We start from the raw sequence: 23608 nt of genomic DNA, 5'->3' as shown, positions 1-23608 counted from the left end.
TGATCCGCATCATGCTCCGACGCCTCGCCGCAACCTCCTCAGCGTGAATCAGAACTTCCCGGATGGGCTCTAAGGCCCTCACTGGGTCACGGGCCAGTTGCGCGGCAGGTAGCCGAGATGCTTCCAGGGCTGATGCTCGGCCTGGAACCGGCGCATGCTCTCGAGCACGGTCTTGAAGTCGGCGTCACGCGCGGCCTGCTCGTCCAGCACCTCCTTGGTGGCCTCCTGGAACCGCCTGATCACGTCGTCGGGGAGCTGCGCGACCGTGACCCCCCGGTCGCGGAAGCGCTTCAGCACGGCACCCTGGAGCGCCTCGGCGCGCGCGATCGAGTAGGACACGCCCGCGTAGCACGCGGTCTCGATCATCGCCTTGGTCGCGTCCTGCAGCTTGTCCCACACCGCCTTGTTCACATAGAGGAACTGGTTCGTCGACGGCTGATGCCAGCCGGGCAGATGGTAGAACTTCGCCACGCGCTGGAAGCCGAGCTGCTCGTCGACCGTCGGCAGGCTGAACTCGGTGCCGTCGAGCACGCCCCGCTCGAGCGCCTGGTAGAGCTCCGGCCCGGGCAGCAGCTGCACCGAGGCGCCGACCTTCTCCCAGATCCGCCCGCCGAGGCCGGCGGCGCGGAAGCGCAGGCCGCGCACCTGATCCAGACTGGTGATCTGCGCGCGGAACCAGCCCGCACCCTCGGGGCTGATCGTGCCGCAGAAGATCGGCACCACGTTGTGCCTCTCGAAGATCTTGAGCACGAGATCCTTGCCGCCATGGAACCAGTACCACGCGGCGAACTCGATCGATTCGAGCCCGAACGGGGTTGCGCCGACCAGCGCCGAGGCCGGCACCTTGCCGATCTCGTAGCCCATCCAGGTATAGCCCGCGTCGACCTTGCCCTCGCTCACCGCGTCGAACACGCCGAGCGCTGGGATCACCGTGCCGGGCTCCTGCACGCGGAGATCGATCCGCCCGCCCGACATGGCGCGCAACCGGTCCGCGACCCATGGCAGGGTATCGCCGAGCGCGGTGAGGTTCGAGCCGAACGCGATCGGCACGCCCCAGCGGACACGCTCCTGCGCTGCCGCCTCGCTCAGGCCAAGCCCGAGCGCGATCGTGGCAGCCGCGGCACTCAGAGCGACGCGGCGACCGAGCCTGTTCAACAATGCCATGCGGTTTCTCCCTGATCCGGCGACGGCCAGGCGTTCGGCCCGCCGGGACCCTGTCCTTGGTCGGGCGCGACCCGGATCTTCCGGCCTCGCGCTGCGGCGCACAAACTGATCGCCCGGCGCATCAAAAGCAGGTCCGCTCTGCTCAGGGTGCAGCGCAGCCTGTCAGGCGCGTGGCTGCGCGCGGCCGGCGGCGATCCACGACGCCGCCCAGGCGGCGACCGCGCCCGCCGGCAGCGGACGGCCGACCATCCAACCCTGGGCGAGATCCGCGCCGATCTCGCGCGCCACCACCCAGGCCTGCGGCGTCTCGATCCCCTCCGCCACCACCACGAGGCCGAGCCCGTGCGCCATCCGCACCACGCTCGCGAGCGCCCCGCGCACAGTGCGGTCGGCCAGGGCCGCGACGACCAGCGAGCGGTCCAGCTTCATTTCGCTGAACGGCAGCGAGACCAGCCCGGTCTGCGCGGCGGAGAGCGTGAAGTCGTCGATCGAGACGCCGAACCGGTGCCCGCGCAGACGCAGCGCCGCGTCGCGGACCGCAACCAGGTCGTACGCGATCTGGCTTTCGGTGAGTTCGATCGTCAGCGCCTCGGGCGGCAGCCCGCCCTGTGTCACGGCCTCGGCCAGCTCGTCGGCGGTCGCGGGGTCGAGCAGCACGTCGAGCGGCAGGTTCAGCGCCATGGTGTAGCGGTGGCCGGCGCGGTGCAGCACGGCCATGTCGGCGACCGCCCGGCGCACCATGCGCCGGGCGAGGTCGGCCGCGAGCCCGGCCTCCTCCGCAAGCGGGATGAACTGCCCGGCTCCCAGCGTGCCGTGGCGCGGATGCTCCCAGCGCGCGAGCGTCTCGAGCGCGAGCGGCGCGCCGTCGGACAGCCGGACCTGCGGCTGGTAGCGATTGACGATCGCCCCGCCCGTGATCGCCCGGGCGAGCTCCGCGGCGGTGAGCACGGGGGCGTCCTCGCGCGGGATGGCGGCGAGGCCGGCGAGAACGGTCCGGAGTTCGCGCAATCGATCGAGCGCGTCCAGTGCGCAGGACGGCAGCCCGAGCCGCCGCGCCGCGGCGGCAACCCGACCCGCGCGATGCGGTTCGCCGACCACCACGATCGGCGCAGCGAGATCGGGGTCGGCGAGCAGACGCAGGAAGCGGCCCAGGCCCCGCCCGACCGCGGCGGCCTCGACCAGCACGAAGGGGGGCGGCGCAGCGGCGCGGGCGAGACGGACGATGGCGGCGTCGGCCCCTGGCACGACGAGCACCTCGCCATCGCCCGTCTGGGCAGCGATCCCGGCGAGCAGCCCAGCGGAGGGGCCACGCGCAACCACAAGGGGCGGCGTCGCGCCGGGCGCCGGCCAGGGCGCGAGCGCGGCCGGCACGGCCGCAAGGCGCTCGGTCGGATCGCCGCCGGCCATGTTCCGTGCCTCACCTGAGTCTGTTAGCGTCACGCGCGTGTCCCGCTCGCCCCGCACGCGTGCGGGTCCTGTCGCAAGAAGCGCGACACGGATCACGGATAAAATGGCGCGTTGGCCGGAGTGTGTAAAGAAATGCTTCACGAGTCACGACTGATCCACCGCAGCCTGCACACTGCGCCGCCCGTGGCGGTTGCAGGAGACGGGCTCTGGATCACTGACAGCGAGGGGCGCCGCTACGCCGATGCCTGCGGCGGGGCGGCGGTTTCCTGCCTCGGCCACGCCCACCCGGCGATCGTCGCGGCGGTGCGCGACCAGGTCGGGCGGCTGGAATACGCCCATACCGGGTTCTTCTCGTCCGAGCCGGCCGAACGGCTCGCCGAGGTGCTGCTGACCGACGCGCCGGCGGGGCTCAGCCACGCCTACATCGTCTCCGGCGGGTCGGAGGCGATCGAGGCGGCGCTCAAACTCGCCCGCCAGTACCACGTCGAGATCGGCGAGCCGGGCCGCGCGCGCTTCGTCGCGCGCCGGCAGAGCTATCACGGCAACACGCTCGGCGCGCTCTCGGTCGGCGGCAACATGGCTCGCCGCGCGCTCTACGACCCGATCCTGATCCCCGCCGGCCACGTCGACCCCTGCTTCGCCTACCGCTTCAGGCACGACGACGAGACCGAGGAGGAGTACGGACGGCGCGCCGCCGACAGCCTCGAGGCCGAGATCGCGCGCCATCCTCCCGGCACCGTGGCGGCCTTCCTCGCCGAGACCGTGGTCGGCGCCACCGCGGGCTCGGTGCCGCCGGTCGCCGGCTATTTCCGCCGCATCCGCGAGATCTGCGACCGCCACGGCGTGCTGCTGATCCTCGACGAGGTGATGTGCGGCATGGGCCGCTGCGGCACCCTGCACGCCTGCGACGCCGAAGGCATCGCCCCCGACATCCTGGTGGTGGCGAAGGGGCTGGGCGCGGGTTTCCAGCCGCTGGGCGCGCTCTTGGTGCACGAGCGGATCGTGCGCGCGATCCGCGACGGCTCGGGCGCGTTCCAGCACGGCCATACCTATGCCGCGCATCCGGTGGCCTGCGCGGCCGGACTTGCGGTGCAGCGGGTGCTCCGCACGGACGGGATGATCGCGCGCGTCGCCGCCCTCGGGCACGGGCTGGAGGCGCGGCTGGTCGAGCGCTTCGGCAACCACGCCCATGTCGGCGATATCCGCGGCCGGGGGCTGTTCTGGTCGCTGGAACTGGTCGCCGACCGGGCGTCCAAGGCGCCGTTCGATCCCGCGCGCAGGCTTCATGCGCAGGTGCGAGAGGCGGCGATGGCGCGCGGCCTGCTGGTCTATCCGATGGGCGGCACGATCGACGGGCGGAGCGGCGACCACGTGACGCTCGCACCCCCCTTCACCGTCACCGAGCCGGAGCTCGACCTGATCGTCACCCGGCTCGGCGAGGCCGTGGACGCCGCGCTTGCGTCCTGAGCGCGGGCGGGCGGCTCAGCGCGCGGCGCGCCGGCGCCGGGTGATCGCCAGGCCCAGCAGCCCCGCGCCGAACAGCGCCAGCGTCGCCGGCTCGGGGATCGGCTGTGCAATCGACGCCACCGTGATGGCGATGACGTAATTGTAGGACATCTCCCCGGTGACAAAAGCCCGGAGCCCGGTGGCCAGCGTGAGGTCGCCCGGCCCGGCGGCGGCGCCGGCGAAGACGCTGGTCGGACCCAGATCGCCAGAGAAAACCAGATCGAAGTTGCCGGTCGCCGCGTCGAGCGAGCCGATGGCGCCGATCCCACCTTCGACCCCACCGGTTGCGGTGAAGCCGGTGACCGTGATGCTGATATCGGTGATGGCAAGCCCGGCCGCCAGCTGGACCCTGAACGAGTCGACAGGGTCGCCGGAACCGCAGCCCCTCCCAGAGCAGGAGATGCTGCCCGTGACGGAGTTCACGCCGACGCCAAGCGCCCCGAGCTCGGTCGGCGAGAGGGGCAGGCCGCTGAGGTCGGGCGGCTCGGTATAGGTGATCACCGCCGCCCCGGCCGGCGCCGCCAGGCCGAGCCCCGCCGCGACCACGGCCGCCGCCGCGAAACGTCCCACATGCATGCCCATTGCCGTTTCCCCCGTGTTGCCGGTGTTTCTCCCGAGGCCAGCATGGCGCTTTGCTTACATCGCGGCAATGGCAGTCCGGACGCGGAGGGGGGCACCATCACGAACCCGTGAGTCCCGGCGGCGGCGCGCCGCCGGCCGGGCTATCCGATGCGCGGCACGATCGAGGGGAGGACCGGCACCCATGTCACGCTTCGCCGCGTCGCCGTGACCCGGCGGCGCCTGTCCGTCCGCGCCGGCACGGCATGAGCGAACCCGCGCTCGACCGCGCGGCGATGGAGGCGTTCCTCCGCCGCGAATACCCCCATGCCGGGTTCAAGGACGGCCGGCTCGTGCTCGCGGACTATGCCCGCGGGCACTGCCGCGTGGTGCTGCCGCTCGATGAGCGCAACATTCGCCCAGGCCCGTCGGTGTCCGGACCGGCGATCATGGGGCTCGGCGATGTCGCGGCCTGGATCGCGCTGCTCTCGGTGATCGGGCCCATGCCGCTCGCGGTGACGAGTAACCTCAACGTCTCGTTCCTGCGCCCGGCGGGGCTGAACGACCTCGCCTGCGACTGCCGCACCCTGCGCGTCGGGCGGCGGCTCGCGGTGATGCTGGCCGAGGTGACGCGGGTGGAGGGCGGGGCGGAGGTGGCGCAGATGACGATCACCTACGCGATCCCGGACGGGGTGCGCTGAGGCTCACTCCACCGGGCGCCAGACATCCACCGTCCAGCGCTGGAAGCTCCAGGCCATCTCGACCTCGATCCGGTCCACCACGCGGTACCCGGCGCGTTGCAGCGCCTCGCGGCGCACCAGGATGGAGCCGCGATTGGCGAGCACCACGTCGAAGCGGCGCGCCGCCAACCCGTCCTCGACCGCGCGGGCAAGGTCGGCCAGTTCGCGCGCGATCGTCTCGCGCGGCAGCCACAGCGGCGCGAGCAGCCGGGGCGGGACCACCGCGATCGCGTCGGCGAAGTATTCGCTGTGCCCGGTTTCCGGGGTGGGCTTGCCGTCGAGGGCGGCGAGCGCAGCGAGCTCGGTCGTGACCAGCGGCGTCTGCGCGGCCGCAATCAGCCGCCCGGCCACGGCGATGCGCGCCTCGGCCGCGGTCAGCCGGTCCGGGTCAAGCAGGAACCAGGGTGCGCTCGCCAGCATCGCCACGGGCAGCGCGAGTGCGAAGGCAAGGCGCGGCTCGGGCCAGCGCGCGCCGGCGCCGAGCACGGCGAGCGCGAGCGGCGGCGAGAGCAGGTGGAAGAAGTAGCTCATATGCGCGCCGGTATGCCCGCCGAGTGCGAGCAGGAGAGCGGCGAGCGCAGCGAGCGCGGCAAAGCTCCAGAAAGGGGGCGGACTGAGCCGAAGGGCGGCGACGACGCCGAGCGTGGCCAGCAGCGGCAGACTGAACACCGCCCAGTCCCACGCCTGGCGGATCAGGTGGCCAAGGTCGTAGCCGGTCGCGGCGAGGTTCGCGCCCAGCACCAGGACCGGATAGCCAGGAAAGAGGATCGCGAGCAGCGCGAGCGTGACGGCGATGCCGCCAAGCACGGCGACCCCGAAGGCGAGGCCGCGCCACCAGGAGCGGAACAGGAACACATAGGCTGCCGCCACGCCGGCAGGGAACACGAAGTAGAGCTTGGTCGCGAGGCCGAGCAGCGAGACCGCAAGACAGGCGGCGAAGCGGCGCGGGTCCTCGGGATCGGGCGCGACCGCGGCGTAGGCCGCCATCATCAGCGCCACGCCGATGCCGTCGGGGCGCGCGGTCGCGCCGACCCAGTAGAGCCAGCCCGCCGCGACCAGCGCGGCCGCAAGGCCGGCGGTCAGCCGATCGACGCCCTCGCGCCGCAGCATCCCGTGCAGCAGCCACGCGCCGAGGGCGAAGCCGAGTCCGGCCACCGCGCGGTGCACCGCGAGTCCGGCGCCGAACAGCCAGGCCGCCGGCAGCACGGCGAGCGGATAGACGATGCCGTAGAGATTGGCCGCCTCGGCCAAGGCGCCCAGGGCATAGGGATTGCGGAACTCGAGCAGCGCGAGCGTGGTGACGATCAGCGCGCCCTCGCGCATCTCCTGCGGCGCGGGCGAGACCAGCATGCGCAGATAGACCACGCCCAGCCAGGCGAAGCCGGCGAGCGCGAAGGCCACCGAGCCGCCTTCGAGCGCGGTCAGCAACGCGACATGCGACCGGGTGCGGCGCGGCCGGCCGGCGCTCACGGGGCGGCGGTTCCCGTGCTGCGCACGGCGGCGCGCTTCGCCCCCGCGCGTCCCATCGGCGGCCAGGCTCGCAGCCGACCGATGGGGCGGCTCAGACGGCGGCCGGCGCCGCCGACTCGGTGCCGCGGCGCAGCCGGTTCTCGCCGAGGAACAGCAGGATCGGCGCGGCGATGAAGATCGACGACGAGGTGCCGACGACGATGCCGAACAGCATGGTCCAGGCGAAGCCCTCGATCGCGCCGGTGGTCAGCAAGGCGAGCGGCAGCATGGCGAGGAAGGCGGTGGCCGAGGTGCCGATCGTGCGCGAGAGCGTCTCGTTGATGGACAGGTCGATCAGCTCGCGCAGCGGCATGGTCTTGTACTTGCGCAGGTTCTCGCGCATGCGGTCATAGACCACGACCTTGTCGTTCACGCTGTAGCCGATGATGGTCAGCAGTGCCGCGACGGTGGCGAGATCGAACTCGATGCGCGTGATCGCGAGGAACCCGACCGCCTTGGTGACGTCGAGGATCAACGTCACCACGGCGCCGACGCCGAACTGCCATTCGAAGCGGAACCAGATGTAGAGCAGGATCGCGATCAGCGACATGCCGAGCGCGGTCATGCCGGCGGCGAACAGCTCGGCCGAGACACGCCCGCCGACCGCCTCGGTGCGCACGATGCGTGCCCCCGGCATCACCTGCTCCAGCGCGGCGCGCACGGCGGCGACGTTGCGCTGCTGCGCCGCCTCGTCTTCCTGCGCCTCCATCCGCACCAGCACCTCGGTGGGCGAGCCGAACTGCTGCAGCGCAACCTCGCCGACCCCGGCCTGCCCGAGGGCCGCGCGCATCTCGGCGAAATTGGCCGGCGCGGGGGTGCGCACCTCGACCAGCACGCCGCCCTTGAAGTCGATGCCGTAGTTCATGCCGGGATAGACGAACAGCACGACCGAGGCGATCGACAGGATCGCCGAGACGACGAGGCCGAGGATCCGGCCGCGCATGAACGGGATCTTGGTGCCGTCGGGAACCAGGCGGAACCGCATCGCGCGCCTCCTCAGACCGGCAGGGCCGCGGGCCGGCGCGCCCGCACCCACTGCACCATCAGCATGCGCACGAACACGATCGCCGAGAACATCGAGCACATGATCCCGACCGAGATCGTCACCGCGAAGCCGCGCACCGGCCCGGAGCCGAACGCGTAGAGCATCGCCATCGCCAGCAGCGTGGTGAGGTTGCTGTCGACGATGGTGGCGAAGGCGCGCTTGAACCCGGCCTCCATCGCGTTCATCGGCGTTCGCCCGCGTTTCGCCTCCTCGCGGATGCGTTCGTTGATCAGGATATTGGCGTCCACCGCCATCCCCAGCGTCAGCAGGATACCGGCGATGCCCGGCAGGGTGAGTGTCGCCTCCATCAGCGACAGCACCGCGAGCAGCAGGATCATGTTCACGATCAGCGCGATGTTCGCGAACAGGCCGAACAGGCCGTAGAAGGCGAACATCCAGGCGATCACCAGCACGAAGCCGATCGCGAGCGCGATCGCGCCGGCGCGGATCGAGTCCGCGCCGAGATCGGGCCCGACCGTGCGCTCCTCGATCACGGTGAGCGGCGCGGGCAAGGCACCCGCGCGCAGCAACACCGCGAGGTCGTTGGCGGAGGCGACGGTGAAGTTGCCGCTGATCTGGCCGCGCCCGGCGGTGATCGGCTCGCGGATCACCGGCGCGGTGATCACGCGGTTGTCGAGCACGATCGCGAAGGGCCGGCCGACATTGTTGCGCGTGACCTCGGCGAAGCGGCGCGTGCCGATGGAGTCGAAGGTGAAGTTCACCACCCATTCGCTGGTGCGGCTGTCCTGGCCGGCACGCGCATCGGTCAGGTTCGCCCCGTCCACCTCGACGCGCCGGCGCACGGCGTAGCGGGTGGGCTGGCCGCCCGGGCCGCGGTCACCGTCGAGGAACATGACGCCGGGCGGTGGCGTGCGGGCGCTGAGGTCGGCGGTGTCGTCGAGCAGATGGAAGGTCATGCGCGCGGTGGTGCCGATCAGCTGCTTGATCCGCTCCGGGTCCTGGATCCCCGGGAGCTGGACGAGCAGGCGGTTGGCGCCCTGGCGCGCGATCACGGGATCCACCACGCCGGTCTCGTCGATCCGGCGGCGGACGATCTCGATCGACTGTTCGACCGCCTGGGTCGCCTTCTCGCGCAGCAGCGGCTCGGAGAGCGTGATCGCGATCGTGCCGTCGGGCGCGGCGGTCACCTCGAGGTCGGGCTGCGGCGCGGCGAGGCCGACGGTGATCGGATTGGCGAGCTCGCGCAGCAGGCGGACGGCGTCCTGGCTGCGGGTGGGGTCGGTCATCCGGAGAGTGACGCTGCGCCCCTGCGAGGCAAGGCCGGTATAGCCGATATTGGCGCCGCGCAGCCGGGTGCGCGCGCCGTCGGCGAGGTTGCCCAGACGCTCGCGGATCACCGCCTCCATGTCGACCTCGAGCAGCAGGTAAGAGCCGCCCCTAAGGTCCAGGCCGAGATGGAATTGGCGCCAGGGCACGTACTCGCCGGCCGCGCCGAGGCGGTCCTTCGGCACGAAGGAGGGGATGACGAGGATGGCCGCAAGGACGATCCCGCCGAGAATGGCGGCGATCTTCCAGCGGGCAAAGTACATCATGGCGCTCGGCGCGCTCCTTGTGTGTCCGGCGGTCAGGGGTTCCGTGATCGGCGGCGGAGAATGCCTGTGGGCGCGGGCGGGTGCAATCGCCGGCGCCTCCGGGTCGCCGAGGGGTGATCGCGGGGCTCGCGGGCCGCGGAGGCGGCACGTCGGCCCGGCCTGAAGCGGCCCCGCCCCGATGTCCCCTCTGCCCGCCCGGTGCGACGGATGGCCGGGCTGCTCAGCCCTCCCCCGCCTCGGGTTGGGGCGCGACGATCCGCACCCGGGCGATCCGCCGGCCCCGCAGATCCGATGCCTGCAACCGGTAGCCCGCGATCTCCACCGCCTCGCCGCGCTTCGGCGTGCCCTGGGCAGCCGCCATCAGCAGGCCCGCGACCGTCATCGCCTCGTCCTCCGGCAGCGACCAGTCGAGCTCCCGGTTCAGATCGCGCACGCGGGTCTCGCCCGGCACCTCGACCTCGCCCGCACCGTGCACGGCGTCGGCCAGGATCTGCTCACCCGCCTCGGTGATCTCGCCGACGACCACCTCGATCACGTCGTGGAGCGTGACCAAGCCAGCGATCTGGCCATACTCGTCCACCACCACCGCGAAGTGCCAATGCGAACGGCGGAACGCCTGCAACTGATCGAGCAGCGGGCGCGTCTCGGGCACCAGGGGCGAAGGCGCCATCAGCGGATGAAGGTCGAGCGCGGCCGGGTCGCCCTTGGCCTGGTGCAGCGCCTTCAACGCCGCGCGGGTCTCGACCACGCCGAGCAGGTCCCGCCCGCCGTCGCGCCAGAGCGGCAGCCAGGCGTGGCGGGTGGCGAGCAGGCGCGCCGCGTTCGCGGCCGGCGAGGCCTCGGCGTCCAGCGCCTCGATCCGGCTGCGATGCGTCATCACGTCGGCCACCGTCAGGTCGTCGAGGGCGAGCACGCCGCGCAGCATGCGCCGCTCCTCCACCGCTGCCTCGGCCTCCGCGCCACCCTCGCCGTGCAGCGCGATGACGCCCATCAGCTCCTCCTCGGTCTGGGCCCGCTCCCCGCCGATGGAGACGCCGAGCCGGCGCAGCATGCCGCGGACGGCCGCGTTGACGCCGATCGCGACCGGCCCGAACACGCGGTAGGTCAGCGCCAGGAACGGCGTGGCGGCGAGCGCCGTCCGGTCGGGGTGCTGGATCGCATAGGTCTTGGGCAGCACCTCGCTCAGCACCACCAGCACCGCGGTCATGAGCAGCGACGCATAGACCACGCCCTCCTCGCCGAACCAGGCGATCAGCAGGCCGGCCGCGAGTGCGGTCGCGGTGGTGTTGACCAGGTTGTTGCCGATCAGCAGGGCGGCGATCAGCCGGTCCTTGTGCTCGCGCAGCCGGGCGAGCCGACCGGCGCGGGCGTCGCCCGAGCGGGCGCGGCGGGTGATGAAGGCGCGGGAGGCGCCGGTGAAGGCGGTCTCGCCGCCCGAGAACAGGGCGGAGAGGACCAACAGTACGACGATCGCCGCTACCGTCGCGAGTTCGGATGGGGTCATGGCCGGACCAGCTTACCGCACCGGGGCGATCGGGGCGAGTGCCGCGCGTTGCGGTGGCGCGCGGGTGCATGCTAAGGCCCCCCACCCGTCAACCCCAGGATCCCCGATCGTGGCCGCCCCCCTGGTCGCCGTCTACCACGGCCCCAACCTCAATCTGCTCGGCACCCGCCAGCCGGAACTCTACGGCCGCACCACGCTGGCGGATGTCGAGGCGCTGTGCCGCGCGCGCGCGACCGCCCACGGGCTGGAGATCGAGTTCCGCCAGTCGAACCACGAGGGCGAGCTGATCGACTGGGTGCAGTCCTGTCGCAACCGCGCCGCCGGGATCGTGATCAACCCGGGCGGGCTCAGCCATACCTCGATCGCGCTGCTCGACGCGCTGCTCGCCACCGACCTGCCGGTGATCGAGGTGCACGTGACCAACATCCACCGGCGCGAGGCGTTCCGGCACACCTCCATCACCGGCAAGGCGGCGACCGGGATCATCGCGGGGCTCGGGCCCACGGGATACGGGCTCGCGATCGAGGCGATGGCCGGCCTGCTGGGCCTGATCGGCACTGCCCAGCCCGCGCCGCGGCGGATGGGGGGCACCGCGCGATGACGCGGATCGCGATCGACGAGGAGGCGATCCGGCGGCTCGCCGGGCTGCTCGACGAGACCGGGCTCGCCGAGATCGAGATCGCCGAGGGCGAGAGCCGCCTCCGCGTCGCGCGCGCCCAGACCGCCACCACCGTGCTCGCCGCCCCCTCCGTCCGCACCGCCGCCGGTCCGGCCGACCCCGTCCGCCCCGAGCCCACGCTCGACGCCGCCCATCCCGGCGCGGTGGTCTCGCCGATGGTCGGGGTCGCCTATCTCGGCCCCGAGCCCGGGGCCGCTGCCTTCGTCAAGGCAGGCGAGACGGTCGTCCAGGGCCAGACCCTGCTGCTGATCGAGGCGATGAAGACCTTCAACCAGATCAAGGCGCCGAAGGCCGGCACCGTCAGCCGCATCCTGGTCGAGAGCGGTGCGCCGGTGGAGTACGGCGAGGTGCTGATGCTGCTTGAATAGCGCGCGATGTTCGAGAAGGTGCTGATCGCGAACCGCGGCGAGATCGCGCTGCGGGTCCACCGCGCCTGCCAGGAGATGGGCATCCGCACGGTCGCGGTGCATTCGACGGCGGACGCGAATGCGATGCATGTCCGCCTCGCCGACGAGAGCGTCTGCATCGGCCCGCCGCCCGCGCGCGACAGCTACCTGAACGTCCCGGCGATCCTGTCGGCCGCCGCGATCACGGGGGCCGACGCGATCCATCCGGGCTACGGGTTCCTCTCCGAGAACGCCGAGTTCGCCTCCATCGTCGAGCAGCACGGCATCGCCTTCATCGGCCCCTCGCCCGGGCATATCCGCATGATGGGCGACAAGATCGAGGCCAAGCGGACCATGGCCCGGCTCGGCGTGCCGCTCGTGCCCGGCTCGGACGGGCCGGTCGGGTCGATTGAGGAGGCCGAGGCGGTGGCGCGGCGGATCGGCCCGCCGGTGCTGATCAAGGCCGCCGCCGGCGGTGGCGGCCGGGGGATGAAGGTCGCGCGCACCATCGAGGAGGTGGCGGACGCGTTCCGGATCGCGCGCACCGAGGCCAAGGCCGCGTTCGGCAACGATGCCGTGTACCTGGAGAAGTACCTCGACCGGCCACGCCACATCGAGCTGCAGGTGCTCGCCGATGCGCACGGCAGCGTGGTGCATTTCGGCGAGCGCGACTGCTCGTTGCAGCGGCGCCACCAGAAGCTGGTCGAGGAGGCGGGCAGCCCGGCGCTCGACGGCGCGGAGCGCGACCGCCTCGGCGCGGTGGTCACCGCTGCCCTGGGCGAGATCGGCTACCGCAACGCCGGCACGCTCGAGTTCCTCTACCAGGACGGGCAGTTCGCCTTCATCGAGATGAACACCCGGTTGCAGGTCGAGCATCCCGTCACCGAGATGGTCTGCGGGGTGGATCTCGTGCGCGAGCAGATCCGCATCGCCGCCGGCATCCCGCTCGGCTACGGCCAGAACGAGATCCGCTTCAACGGCCACGCGATCGAGTGCCGGATCACCGCGGAGGATCCCGACACCTTCCTGCCCACCCCCGGGAAAGTGACCACCTATCACGCGCCGGGGGGCTTGGGCGTGCGCGTCGATTCGGCACTCTATGCCGGCTACACCGTGCCGCCCTACTATGACAGCCTGGTCGCCAAGCTCGTCGTGCATGGCGCGGACCGGGCGATGGCGCTGATGCGGCTGCGCCGCGCGCTGGAGGAGTTCGTGATCGACGGCATCGCCACGACGCTGCCGCTGCATCGCCGGATCGTCTGCGCCGCGGATTTTGTTGTCGGCGACTACACGATCCACTGGCTGGAGCGCTTCGTCGCGCGCGCTGCGGACACGGAGACCGCATGACGCGCCACGGGGCGGGCCTGACCGAGATCACGCCCGACCTCGTGCTGCGCGCCTACCGCGCCGGACTGTTCCCGATGGCCGAGCGCCGCGACGGCGAGCGGCTCTACTGGCTCGATCCGGAACTGCGCGGCGTGCAGCCGCTCGATGGCTTCCACCTGCCGCGCCGGCTCGCGCGCACCGTCCTGTCGGGCGTGTTCGAGGTGCGCTGCGACACCGCCTTCATCGAGGTGATGCAGGGCTGCGCGGCTCCGACCGCTGATCGTCCGGAGACCTGGATCAATCCCGAGATCGAGCGGCTGTTCAGCGCGCTGCACGTGATGGGCCATGCGCACTCGGTGGAGTGCTGGCGGGACGGGCAGTTGGTGGGCGGGCTCTATGGCGTCGCGCTCGGCGGCGCGTTCTTCGGCGAGAGCATGTTCTCGACCGTGCGGGACGCCTCGAAGGTGGCGCTCGTGCATCTGGTCGCGCGGCTGCGGCTCGGTGGGTTCCGGCTGCTCGACACCCAGTTCGTCACGGAGCATCTCGCGCGCTTCGGCGCGATCGAGGTGCCCCGGTCGGAGTATCGCCGGCGCCTGCTGGTGGCGCTGGAAGCGCCGGCGCAGTTCCTCTCCGAGCCAGCCCCCGAGCGCCTGCGCGCTGAGATCCTTGCGCTCCGCACCCGCGACTGACCGCCAACGGAGGTTCCGATGCGCCGATCCGCCGCCCTGCTGATGACGCTCGCGCTCGCCGCTCCCGCCGCCGCGCAGGAGCCGCCCCGCATTCCCACCCGCGACTTCGCCGCGACCTACGCGATGACGGGCTTCGGCACGGACGCGCCGAAGACCATGCAGATGTCGTTCAGCATGGCATCGAAGCGACAGCGTATCGATCTTGCCGAGGCGGGACAGAACGTGTCGATGATCATGGAACTCGGCGGATCGCGCATGTGGATGCTCGAGCACAGCAGCCGAATGGCCATGGAACTGACCCCGGGTGCCGGGTCCGGGAGCGACGTGCCGATCAGCCCGATCGACGATGACGCGACCCTGACGCGCGTCGGCAGCGATCGCGTCGCGGGCCTCGCCTGCACGGTCTATCGCGTCGCCAAGCAGGGCAGGCCGCGTGGAACCGCCTGCGTGACGGAGCACGGCATCATGCTGCGCGGCGAGTTCGAGGAGGACGGTAGGCGCGGCAGGATGGAGGCCACGCGCGTCAGCCTCGACCCGCAGCCGGCGGACAGGTTCCAGGTGCCCGCGGGCTACCAGACCCTGCAGATGCCGACGATGCCGATGGGCCAGCCGCCGCGGCGTTGAGCCGTGCTCAGCCGAGGCCGCGCGCCTGTGCGGCCTTGAGGATCACGCCGGCGCCGGACTGTTTCGAAACCGCTTCGGGGTCGAACACCCCGTCGGCGACGAACTTGCCCTTGCGGTAGTGCTTCGAGAAGCTCCAGAGATAGGGCGAGGGGATACCGCGCCTGCGGTAGCCGAAACCGTTGAAGCGCTCGAAGTGGAACAGCTGCCGCGGGGCCGACCAGTCGGTCTCCTCGTGCAGGCGCTTGAGCTGGACCGCGTCGATGGCGCTGACCAGCCAGGGGAACGGCGGCTCGCCCGCCCGCGGGTGGCCGGCCGGAACGCGCACCGTGCGCGCGGCGAGCGGATCGCCGTTGTGCAGGTGGCGCTGGAAGCTGAACCCGCATTCCATGCCGTGCAGGATGCCGGTGAACAGCCAGGGTACGCCCGACTGCGCCTGGACCGCCGTGTAGGCGTCCCGGTTCCGCTCCAGCTGCCGGACGTAGTAGTCGATGTTGGCCTTCCGCTCCGGCAGCACCTCGCAGGCCTCGAACAGCCTTGCGTATTCGGCCTTCAGGGCGGCGAAGTCAGTGGCCGTCGAGAGCTTCGGCTCCGCCGCGCCCCGGAACGACCGGGCGGCGGCGGCGGTGAGCGGCTCCGCGTCCTGCTCCGGCGCCGGCGGCAGCGCGTCCCCCTCGTGCATCGCCCCGCGCGCCTCGTCGAGCGCCGCGAGGTGGCGCTGGAGCCTCTCGAGATAGATGTCGAACGGCTTGCGCTTCGCCGCCCGGACCGCCCCCTCAAGGGCCTCGGCCGCATCGGAAACCGCCTTCGCCGAGGCGAGCAGGTCGGCGAGCGCGAGATCGCGGATCGCACTCTGCACCTCCAGCATCGCGATCGCGATCTCCTCCTTCTCGGCCTCGTCGGGCGTGGTGTCACGGCGCTGGGCAAGCGTGGCCAGCGAGGCGAACAGCGCGTCGCGCGCAGCGTGAACGGACATCTCTCCCTCCTCAGCGGGTCGGCCGGACGCGGACGGCGTTCACGGGATCATCTGCCCGCTGCGCAGGGCGGCCTGGGCACGCCGGATCGCCTCCAGATCGGCGCGCAGCCGGGACGCATTCTCGGCAACCGCGGCCAGCGTCAGGCTCCCCGGCGTACGCGCCGCGGCGACCGCACCACGCCAGCCATCCTGCGCACGCGCGATGAGCACGGCGTAGTCGCTGAGCAGGCGCCGGTAGGTCTCGGCCCGACTTGCGTTCGCGCGCAGCTCGGAGTCCGGCATGCGCGGGTTGGCCGCGATGGCGATCTGCAGATCGGTCGTCAACACGGTCCACATCGCCGGCACGGCGCTCCGCAGCTCCGCGAGCAGCGTGTGCACTTGCTGCTCGTTCTCCAGGATGAGTTCGCGGGCACGCCGCGCGTTGAGTTCCTCGGCGAGGCGCGTGGCAAGGATCGAGAGCTCACCGATCGCGGCCTTGAGCCCCGCGGTCGCGAGCGGCGTGCCGACCAGGGCGGCGCCGGCGGCGGCGAGATCGGTCAGCGCCGAGACCGAACGGACGAGATCGTCGGTCGCGGCCTCGGCATTGGTGCCGTCGGTCAGCGACACCAGCGCGGAAGACAGCGCGGTCACCGTGCCGAGGCCCGCGCGCAGCGCCGCGGTGCCAGGCGGATCACCGATCGAGGCCTCGAACGGCACGTCGTCGAGCTGGAGATCCCGCACGAAACCGATGCCGAGCGGCCGTCCCACCCAGCGCTCCTCGCTGCGCGGCACCTGGCCGCGCGCCTCGCGGGCGGAGTTCGCCTGGGCCTTCTCGCGCAGCGAGGTCCTGAAGGCTGCGCGCTCGGCGAGCGCGAGATCGTCGAGCAGCGGCTGGCCCGCCTGCTCGATCGCGGCGACGCTGTCACGGAACAGGCGCAACTCCGCCGACGGGGCGGAGGTGCAGGCCGCAAGCACCAGAAGTGCCGCACCGAGAAGGCTCACCCTGGCGCAGTCGCGCATGGTTGACCTTTCTGTTCCGGTGCCGTCTTTTTACGTCCCGACAATGAGAACTGCAAGCGGATTGTCATCGCCCGTCCGCCTGGACAGACCTTGGGGGTGATCCTAGGCTGGCCGCAACGAATCCCCGGGGAAGGAACCCGCCATGATGACGTCACGCCGCACGCTGCTCGCCACCGGAGCAGCACTCGCCGCCCCGCGCATCGCATCGTCCCAAGCCGCCTGGCCCGGCGAGCGGCCGATCCAGATCATCGTGCCGTTCCCGCCCGGCGGCGGGACGGACGTGAACATCCGCGCGATGGTTCCCCACTTCGAGCGCCACCTGCCGGGCGCGCGCTTCGTGGTGATGAACCGCCCCGGCGCAGGCGCCGAGATCGGCTACACCGCGATGGCGACCGCAGCGCCCGACGGCTACACGATCGGCACGGTGATCACGCCGAGCCTGCAGACGATCACGATCGAGCGGCAGCCGCGCTACCGGCTCGAGGATTTCGCCTTCCTCGGCACCGTGGTCGAGGATCCGAGCGGGTTCCAGGTCGCGCCCGACAGCCCGTTCCGCACGGTCGCCGAGCTGGTCGCGCACGCACGCGCCAATCCGGGCGCGGTCTCGGTCGGCACCGCAGGGATCGGCTCGGACGACCACCTGCTGATGATCGGGCTCGAACGCGCGGCAGGCATTCGGCTGAACCACATCCCATTTGCCGGCCAGGCACCGACTGTCACGGCGCTGCTTGGCGGGCACATCCAGGTCGCGTCGATGAACATGGGGGAGAGCATGGGCCTGATCCGCAACAGCCGGGTGCGGCCGCTCGCCTCGGCCGGCGCGGCGCGCTTCCCGATGACGCCTGATGTGCCGACCTTCCGCGAGGCCGGCTATGCGCTCGATACGCGCGTGGTGCGCAGCCTCGTGGTGCCCGCCGCGACGCCGCCGCCGATCCGCGACCGGCTCGCGGCGATGCTGGCGGCGACCATGCGCGACCGCGCCTGGATCGCCGAAGCCGAGCGGCTGGAGATTCCGCTGCGCTACCTGAACGCCGAGGACACGCGCGCGCTGGTGTTCAGTGAAGCGGAGGCCTTGCGCCGGCTCTGGACCGAACAGCCCTGGCGCGACCAGTGAGCGCGGCTCGATGCGACGCCTGACCGATCTCTCCACGCCGGTGCGCAGCGGGCATTTCCGCTGGGAGGTCGAGCGGCGCTTCGCCAAGACGCATGACACCGGCGCGGGTCAAGCCACCTGGGCGGGCTGGAACGTGCACGCTTTCACGCACATGGACAGCCCGCGCCATGTCGACCCCGAGGGCTTCACCACCGACGCGATCACGCTGGAGATGACGGTCGGACCGGGCGCGGTGGTGGATGTCTCGGCGGTGCCGGCGAACAGCCCGATCGAGCGCGCAGTGATGGCAGAGGCAGGCGCGCATCTGCGTCCCGGCGACATCGCACTGATCCGCGCGCGCTGGGACGAGCGCGAGAGCCTGGATACGCCTGGGTTCTGGCTGAACGCGCCGTGGATGACAGCAGAGGGCGCAATCTGGCTGCGCGAGCGCGGCATCAAGGCAGTGGGGTTCGACTTCCCGCAGGACTACTGCATCCGCTTCTTCCTCACCGGCGAGAAGCGCCCGCCCTTGCCCGAGCACGTGACGCACTACCACCTGCTGAAGCACGGCATCATCATGTTCGAGTATCTCTGCAACATGGGCGCACTGAAACAGCCACGCAACGAGGTGGTGGCGCTGCCGATCCGCCTGCCCGACGCCGACGGCGCGCCCGCGCGTGTGATCGCGATCGAGGATGCGGCGTGAGGCTCGCGGGGCGGGCCGCGCTCGTCACCGGCGGCGGGGCGGGGATCGGCGCGGGGATCGCCGAGCGGCTCGCGCGCGAGGGTGCGGCGGTGCTGGTCGCGGACATCAAGGCCGAGGCGGCGGAACGGATCGCGGCCGAGATCACGTCGGCAGGCTTCGTCGCCGCACCGTTCCGCATGGATGTCACGCGCGAGGCGGAGTGCGAGGCGGCGGTCGCCGAGGCCGAGGCGCGCTTCGGGCCGCTGCGCATCGCCGTGTGCAACGCCGGCATCACCGACCGCAGCCCGGTGCTCGAGATCGCCTTCGAGACCTTCGAGCACATCGTGCGCACCAACCTGTTCGGCTGCTTCCTCTCGGCGCGGGCGGCCGCGCGGGCGATGGTGCGCGGTGATCCGAAGGGCGGGCGGATCGTCACGGTCTCCTCGGTGTCGGGCCAGTTCGGCGGCACCGGGCGCGTGGCCTACGGTGCGTCCAAGGGCGGGATCGAGATGCTGACCAAGGTGCTCGCGGTCGAACTCGCCGAACACGGCATCCTGGTGAACGGCGTCGCGCCGGGGCCGACCCAGATCGCGCGCACGAAACACGGCCCGCGCCAGCGCGCCGCGTTCCTCGATCGCATGGCGCTCAAGCGCTACGGCACGCCAGCGGAGGTCGCCGGCGCGGTCGCATTCCTGTGCAGCGACGATGCCGGTTTCGTCACCGGCCACATGCTGAATGTGGACGGCGGGTTCGCGGCCACGGGCGTGCTGTACGACCCGAAGGATGGCGACTGATCAGTCGAGCCGGAATCCGAGCCGGTTCAGCGCCTCGCGCAGCTTGTCGCGCCCGTGCAGCGCAGCGCGGGTGCGCACCCGTCCGATGGCGCGTGCCGACCAGCGCTCCTCCGGAAGGCCCTGGCTCGTCTGGAAGGCGGCGAACACCGCGTCATAGGCGGCCACAGCATCGCCTTCGCCTTCGGCCGCGTACTGCTCGCGCGACAGCACGGCATCGAGTGCGAGCCGCGGCTTGATCGCTGCCGGCGCCGTCTCGTCGGGATAGCCCAGGCACAGCCCGAACAGCGGCATCACGTGCGACGGGAGCGCGAGCTCGCGCGCCACTGCAGTGACGTCGTTGCGGATCGCGCCGATATAGACCGTGCCGAGGCCGAGCGACTCCACCGCCACCACCGCGTTCTGCGCCGCGAGCGCGGCATCGACGATCGCGACGATCAACAATTCGAGATAGTGCAGCCCCTCCGCCTCCAGCCCCTGCGCCTCGGCGACGCGCGCGAGCCGGGACAGATCGGCAAGCCAGATCAGGAACAGCGGCGCCTGGACGATCTGCTTCTGGTTCGCCGCCAACGCCGCGAGGCGTGTCTTGCGCGCCGGGTCCTGGACCGCGACCACACTCCAGGTCTGGAGGTTCGAGGAGGTGGCGGCGGACTGGGCGGCCGCGATCGCCGTCTCCAGCGTGCCCTCGGGCAGCGGATCGGCGCGGTAGGCGCGCACCGAGCGGTGGCTGAGCAGCGTCTCGACCACGCTGTTCCAGCGCAGCCGGAGCTCGGGTGGGGCCGTGCCGTAGCGGGCGGCGAGCACGGCGGCGGGATCGGCGGTCTCGGTCAGCATGCGGGCTCCTTCGGTTCACACCCGAGGTGTGGGCCGCCAACGGCACGGCAAGGGTGGCCCAGCGGGTGGCCGGCCCTTGGCCTCGGGGATATGCTCGTGCCCGACAGGACAGGGGAGGACCCATGGCGGAGATCACCATCAAGGCAACCGACGGTTCGGGCGCGTTCTTCGCCTATGTGGCGCGGCCGAAGGCGACCCCTGCCGGCGCGGTGGTCGTGATCCAGGAGATCTTCGGCGTCAGCGCCTCGATGCGCGCGATCACCGACGCGGTCGCCGATCAGGGCTTCATCGGGATCTGCCCGGACCTGTTCTGGCGGCTTGAGCCGCGTGTCTCGCTCACCGACAAGACGCAGTCGGAATGGGACAAGGCGTTCGCGCTGCTCAACGCGTTCGACCAGGACAAGGGGGTGGACGACCTGAAGGCAACGCTGGCGGCCGCGCGGACGCTGGAAGGTGGCAACGGCAAGGCAGGCACGATCGGGTTCTGCCTTGGCGGTCGGATGGCGGCGCTGATGGCGATCCGGTCGGATGCCGACTGCAACGTCTCCTACTACGGCGTGATGCTCGACGCCCTCGCGGGCGAGCTGCGCAGTGTCGGGCATCCGCTGCTGATGCACATCGCCGAGAACGACAAGTTCGTGCCCAAGGAGGCGCAGGGCACGGTGCTCGCCGCGGCGATGCCCAACCCGCAGGTGGAGGCGCATGTCTATCCGGGCGTCGATCATGCCTTCGCCCGCGTGGACGGCCAGCACTGGGACGGCCGCGCCGCCGCGATCGCCAACGGGCGCACCGCCGCGTTCCTCGCGCGGTGGCTGGCATGAGCCCGCTCGACAGCCTGGACGTGCTGGCCGCGCGTGTCCCCGACGGCGCCTTCGTCGCGCTGCCGCCGGACAACTCGCTCTGCCCGGTCGCGCTGGTGCGCGCGCTGATCCGGCGCGGCGTGCGTGATCTGCGCCTGCTCGGCGTGCCGATCTCCGGCTTCGCGACCGACCTGCTGATCGGCGCCGGCTGCGTCTCCTCGCTGACCACCTCCGCCGTGACCCTCGGCGAGGCCGGGCTCGCGCCGCGCTTCACCGCGGCGATGAAGGCGGGCACGCTGCACCTCACCGACGCGACCTGCCCGGCCGTGCACTCCGCGTTGCAGGCGGCCGAGAAGGGCGTGCCCTTCATGCCGCTGCGCGGGATGATCGGCACTGACCTTCTGCCCCAGCGCCCCGACTGGAAGGCGATCGACAATCCCTTCGCGGACGCGCCGGACCCGATCGTACTGGTCCCCGCCCTCGTGCCTGACATCGCGCTGATCCACGCCGCGATGGCGGACCGGCACGGCAATGTCTGGGTCGGGCGGCGGCGTGAGCTCGGCACCATCGCGCATGCCGCACGCGCCACGCTGGTGACGGCGGAGCGCATCGTCGAGGGCAACCTGATGGAGGACGAGCGGCTGGCGCCGGGCGTGATCTCCTCGCTCTACGTCTCCGCCGTCGCGGTCGCCGCCCGCGGCGCCTGGCCGCTCGGCCTGCTCGACCTCTACCCGGCGGACGCGGCGCATCTCGACGCCTACGCGAAGGCCGCGCGCACCGAGGAGGGGTTCCGCGCCTATCTCGCCGAGCACGTGCTCGGCCCCTTGCCGAAGGCCGCGGAATGAGCGTGTCGCGCGAGGAACTGCTGATCGCCGCGATCGCCGACCTGATCGCGGCTCCGCACCCCCACCCGGTTCGCCACGCCGCCGTCGGCGCAGCGAGCCCGATCCCGGCCCATGCGGTGATGCTGGCGCGGCACCGCGGGCTGGACCTGCGCCTCTCCCTGCTCCAGCAGCGCGTCGGCAACCCGTTCACCGAGGGCGCGCGCGAACTGTTCGATCTCGCCGGCCAGGGGCGGATCGACCTCTTCTTCCTCGGCGGGGTGCAGATCGACGGGCAGGCGAACATCAACCTGATCGGCACGGGGACGCCTGCGGGCGCGTCGGCGCGGCTGCCGGGCAATTTCGGCAGCGCGTTCATGGCGTTCACCGTGCCGCGCGTGATCCTGTTCCGCGAGGAGCACTCGCCGCGCGTTTTGGTGCCGAAGGTCGATTACGTCTCGGCGCCGGGCGTCTCGCCGCCGGGCGTGTACCGCCGCGGCTCGCCGCAGGCGCTGGTGACCGGGCGCTGCGTGTTCGCCTTCGACGCCGCACGCGCACGCTTCGTGCTCGCCTCGCTGCATCCGGGCGAGACGCGCGCGGGCGTGCGCGCGGCGACCGGGTTCGACTACGACGAGCCGGACCACGTGCCCGAGACGCGCGGTCCGTCCGACGCCGACCGCGCGGCGCTCGCGGGGCCGATCCGCTCGGCACTCGAGGACACCTATCCGCAGTTCTGCGCCCGCGTATTCGGCGCCCACGCCGCGTAAGGAGACAGGCCATGCTCAGCCCAGGCGCGCTCGCCGGCCTCAAGATCATCGACCTCACCCGTGTGCTCGGCGGGCCGTACTGCACCATGGTGCTGGGCGATCATGGTGCGGAGGTGATCAAGGTCGAGCCGCCGCAGGGCGACGAGGTGCGCGACTGGGGCCCGCCCTTCCACGCGCATGACGACGGCACGCGCGACGCCTCCTACTTCATCGGCGTCAACCGCAACAAGAAGTCGATCGGGCTCGATCTGGCGCAGCCGCAAGCGCGCGAGGTGCTCCTCCGGCTGCTCGACGGCGCGGACGTGCTGATCGAGAACTTCAAGCCCGGCACGATGGAGAAATGGGGCATCGGTTACGAGACGCTGAAGGAACGCTTTCCGCGCCTGATCCATTGCCGCGTCTCCGGCTTCGGCGCGGACGGGCCGCTCGGTGGCTTCCCCGGCTACGACGCGATCGTGCAGGCGATGTGCGGGCTGATGAGCATCAACGGCACGCCCGAGACCGGGCCGGTGCGGCTCGGCGCGCCGATCGTCGATATCGGCACCGGCCTGTTCAGCGCGATCGCGATCCTGATGGCGGTGTACGAACGCTCGAACAGCGGCCAGGGGCAGTTCATCGACATGACGCTGCACGACTGCGGCATGGCGCTGCTGCATCCGCACGCGGCGAACTTCTTCCTCTCGGGGAAGCGGCCGGTGCCGACCGGCAACCCGCACCCGAATCTCGCGCCCTACGACACGTTCCGCACGAAGACCGGTGAGATCTTCATCGGCACCGGCAACGACGCGACCTTCCGCAAGATGTGCGGGCTGCTCGGCCGGCCCGAGCTCGCCGACGATGCGCGTTTCCGCACCAACGCCGATCGGCTCGCCAATCGTCCGGCGCTGACCGCCGAGGTGCAGGCAATCGTCGGCGCGGAGGACGGCGCGGCGCTCTGCACGCGACTGCTGGCGGCCGGGCTGCCGGCCGGGCCGGTGCGCTACTTCGACGAGGTGGTGGCCGAGCCGCATACGGCGGCGCGGAACATGATCGCCGAGATCGGCTGGTACCGGGGGCTGAACACGCCGATCAAGTTCGCCCGCACGCCAGGCGGGGCGCGCGAGGCCCCGCCGCGCTTCGGCGCGCATGGCGCGGACGTGCTGCGCGCGCACGGGT

24 protein-coding genes are annotated in these 23608 nt (G+C 71.7%); 14 read left to right on the top strand and 10 right to left on the bottom strand.

All coding sequences use genetic code 11. The features are described from left to right. Positions 1-78: 78 nt before the first annotated feature. Positions 79-1164 carry a TRAP transporter substrate-binding protein gene (locus tag ACTIFU_RS12595; RefSeq protein ID WP_439578658.1) on the bottom strand — a complete coding sequence of 362 codons (1086 nt, stop codon included), beginning with the start codon at positions 1162-1164 and terminating at the stop codon, positions 79-81. A gap of 162 nt (positions 1165-1326) precedes the next feature. Continuing rightward, entirely contained in the window at positions 1327-2571 is a 1245-nt protein-coding gene (locus ACTIFU_RS12590; RefSeq protein ID WP_439578657.1) for an EAL domain-containing protein, read from the bottom strand. Between the two features lie 132 nt (positions 2572-2703). On the opposite strand from ACTIFU_RS12590, the gene ACTIFU_RS12585 reads away from it, so the two are divergent. After that, positions 2704-4038 (top strand): aspartate aminotransferase family protein, encoded by a 1335-nt coding sequence (locus ACTIFU_RS12585; RefSeq protein ID WP_439578656.1) that lies wholly within the window; start codon positions 2704-2706, stop codon positions 4036-4038. A gap of 15 nt (positions 4039-4053) precedes the next feature. On the opposite strand, the gene ACTIFU_RS12580 is transcribed toward ACTIFU_RS12585, so the two are convergent. Beyond that, the gene (locus ACTIFU_RS12580) at positions 4054-4659 is read right to left on the bottom strand and encodes a PEP-CTERM sorting domain-containing protein (RefSeq protein WP_439578655.1); all 606 of its coding nucleotides are present in this window, start codon (positions 4657-4659) and stop codon (positions 4054-4056) included. A gap of 242 nt (positions 4660-4901) precedes the next feature. Between ACTIFU_RS12580 and ACTIFU_RS12575 the strand changes: the two genes are divergently transcribed. Next, complete coding sequence (locus ACTIFU_RS12575) at positions 4902-5336, top strand: PaaI family thioesterase (RefSeq protein WP_439578654.1); 435 nt, start codon at positions 4902-4904, stop codon at positions 5334-5336. Positions 5337-5339: 3 nt separating this feature from the next. Here ACTIFU_RS12575 and ACTIFU_RS12570 read toward each other — a convergent pair whose 3' ends face one another. The 4 genes from ACTIFU_RS12570 to ACTIFU_RS12555 form a co-directional block, all read right to left on the bottom strand. After that, entirely contained in the window at positions 5340-6845 is a 1506-nt protein-coding gene (locus ACTIFU_RS12570; RefSeq protein WP_439578653.1) for a hypothetical protein, read from the bottom strand. Positions 6846-6936: 91 nt separating this feature from the next. Then, on the bottom strand, positions 6937-7869 hold the full coding sequence (gene secF / locus ACTIFU_RS12565) for a protein translocase subunit SecF (protein WP_439578652.1): 933 nt from the start codon (positions 7867-7869) through the stop codon (positions 6937-6939). An 11-nt stretch (positions 7870-7880) separates the two neighbouring features. Next, a complete protein-coding gene (gene secD / locus ACTIFU_RS12560) occupies positions 7881-9482 on the bottom strand; it encodes a protein translocase subunit SecD (protein ID WP_439578651.1) in 1602 nt (533 codons plus the stop codon). A 220-nt stretch (positions 9483-9702) separates the two neighbouring features. Continuing rightward, complete coding sequence (locus ACTIFU_RS12555; RefSeq protein WP_439578650.1) at positions 9703-10986, bottom strand: HlyC/CorC family transporter; 1284 nt, start codon at positions 10984-10986, stop codon at positions 9703-9705. Positions 10987-11095: 109 nt separating this feature from the next. Here ACTIFU_RS12555 and aroQ point away from each other — a divergent pair, with 109 nt between their 5' ends. From aroQ to ACTIFU_RS12530, 5 genes are read left to right on the top strand one after another with little or no spacing between them, the layout of a single operon-like run. Further along, positions 11096-11587, top strand: a complete 492-nt coding sequence (gene aroQ / locus ACTIFU_RS12550; RefSeq protein ID WP_439578649.1) for a type II 3-dehydroquinate dehydratase — start codon at positions 11096-11098, stop codon at positions 11585-11587. Beyond that, positions 11584-12033, top strand: a complete 450-nt coding sequence (locus ACTIFU_RS12545) for an acetyl-CoA carboxylase biotin carboxyl carrier protein (protein WP_439578648.1) — start codon at positions 11584-11586, stop codon at positions 12031-12033. Before aroQ ends, ACTIFU_RS12545 begins: the two co-directional genes overlap by 4 nt. A gap of 6 nt (positions 12034-12039) precedes the next feature. Further along, positions 12040-13398 (top strand): acetyl-CoA carboxylase biotin carboxylase subunit, encoded by a 1359-nt coding sequence (gene accC, locus ACTIFU_RS12540; protein WP_439578647.1) that lies wholly within the window; start codon positions 12040-12042, stop codon positions 13396-13398. After that, complete coding sequence (aat, locus tag ACTIFU_RS12535; RefSeq protein WP_439578646.1) at positions 13395-14066, top strand: leucyl/phenylalanyl-tRNA--protein transferase; 672 nt, start codon at positions 13395-13397, stop codon at positions 14064-14066. The genes accC and aat overlap by 4 nt, the downstream gene beginning before the upstream one ends. An 18-nt stretch (positions 14067-14084) precedes the next feature. After that, on the top strand, positions 14085-14690 hold the full coding sequence (locus ACTIFU_RS12530; protein ID WP_439578645.1) for a DUF4412 domain-containing protein: 606 nt from the start codon (positions 14085-14087) through the stop codon (positions 14688-14690). Positions 14691-14697: 7 nt separating this feature from the next. Here the strand turns inward: ACTIFU_RS12530 and ACTIFU_RS12525 are convergent, their stop codons facing one another. Both ACTIFU_RS12525 and ACTIFU_RS12520 read right to left on the bottom strand, forming a co-directional pair. Next, positions 14698-15663, bottom strand: coding sequence for a hypothetical protein (locus tag ACTIFU_RS12525; RefSeq protein ID WP_439578644.1), 966 nt, complete (start codon positions 15661-15663; stop codon positions 14698-14700). Positions 15664-15702: 39 nt separating this feature from the next. Next, positions 15703-16644 carry a hypothetical protein gene (locus tag ACTIFU_RS12520; protein ID WP_439578643.1) on the bottom strand — a complete coding sequence of 314 codons (942 nt, stop codon included), beginning with the start codon at positions 16642-16644 and terminating at the stop codon, positions 15703-15705. A gap of 160 nt (positions 16645-16804) precedes the next feature. Here ACTIFU_RS12520 and ACTIFU_RS12515 point away from each other — a divergent pair, with 160 nt between their 5' ends. The 3 genes from ACTIFU_RS12515 to ACTIFU_RS12505 are packed head-to-tail and all read left to right on the top strand — an operon-like array spanning position 16805 to position 19234. Then, a complete protein-coding gene (locus ACTIFU_RS12515) occupies positions 16805-17776 on the top strand; it encodes a tripartite tricarboxylate transporter substrate binding protein (RefSeq protein WP_439578642.1) in 972 nt (323 codons plus the stop codon). A 10-nt stretch (positions 17777-17786) separates the two neighbouring features. After that, positions 17787-18461, top strand: coding sequence for a cyclase family protein (locus ACTIFU_RS12510; protein ID WP_439578641.1), 675 nt, complete (start codon positions 17787-17789; stop codon positions 18459-18461). Further along, positions 18458-19234: an SDR family NAD(P)-dependent oxidoreductase gene (locus tag ACTIFU_RS12505; protein ID WP_439578640.1), complete on the top strand. Its 777-nt coding sequence runs from the start codon at positions 18458-18460 to the stop codon at positions 19232-19234. Before ACTIFU_RS12510 ends, ACTIFU_RS12505 begins: the two co-directional genes overlap by 4 nt. Here ACTIFU_RS12505 and ACTIFU_RS12500 read toward each other — a convergent pair whose 3' ends face one another. Further along, positions 19235-20065, bottom strand: coding sequence for an NADPH-dependent oxidoreductase (locus ACTIFU_RS12500; protein ID WP_439578639.1), 831 nt, complete (start codon positions 20063-20065; stop codon positions 19235-19237). 122 nt (positions 20066-20187) lie between these two features. On the opposite strand from ACTIFU_RS12500, the gene ACTIFU_RS12495 reads away from it, so the two are divergent. The 4 genes from ACTIFU_RS12495 to ACTIFU_RS12480 all read left to right on the top strand — a co-directional run. Then, entirely contained in the window at positions 20188-20886 is a 699-nt protein-coding gene (locus tag ACTIFU_RS12495; RefSeq protein WP_439578638.1) for a dienelactone hydrolase family protein, read from the top strand. After that, complete coding sequence (locus ACTIFU_RS12490) at positions 20883-21710, top strand: CoA transferase subunit A (protein WP_439578637.1); 828 nt, start codon at positions 20883-20885, stop codon at positions 21708-21710. The genes ACTIFU_RS12495 and ACTIFU_RS12490 overlap by 4 nt, the downstream gene beginning before the upstream one ends. After that, positions 21707-22453, top strand: a complete 747-nt coding sequence (locus tag ACTIFU_RS12485) for a CoA-transferase (RefSeq protein ID WP_439578636.1) — start codon at positions 21707-21709, stop codon at positions 22451-22453. The genes ACTIFU_RS12490 and ACTIFU_RS12485 overlap by 4 nt, the downstream gene beginning before the upstream one ends. 11 nt (positions 22454-22464) lie before the next feature. Next, on the top strand, positions 22465-23608 hold a 1144-nt coding region (locus ACTIFU_RS12480), incomplete at its 3' end, for a CaiB/BaiF CoA transferase family protein (protein WP_439578635.1).

The organism is Elioraea sp. (assembly GCF_051860475.1).
Classification (GTDB): domain Bacteria; phylum Pseudomonadota; class Alphaproteobacteria; order Acetobacterales; family Acetobacteraceae; genus Elioraea.
The sequence above is the reverse complement of the archived record's forward strand: the minus strand, read 5'-3'. Positions and strand labels throughout refer to the sequence as shown.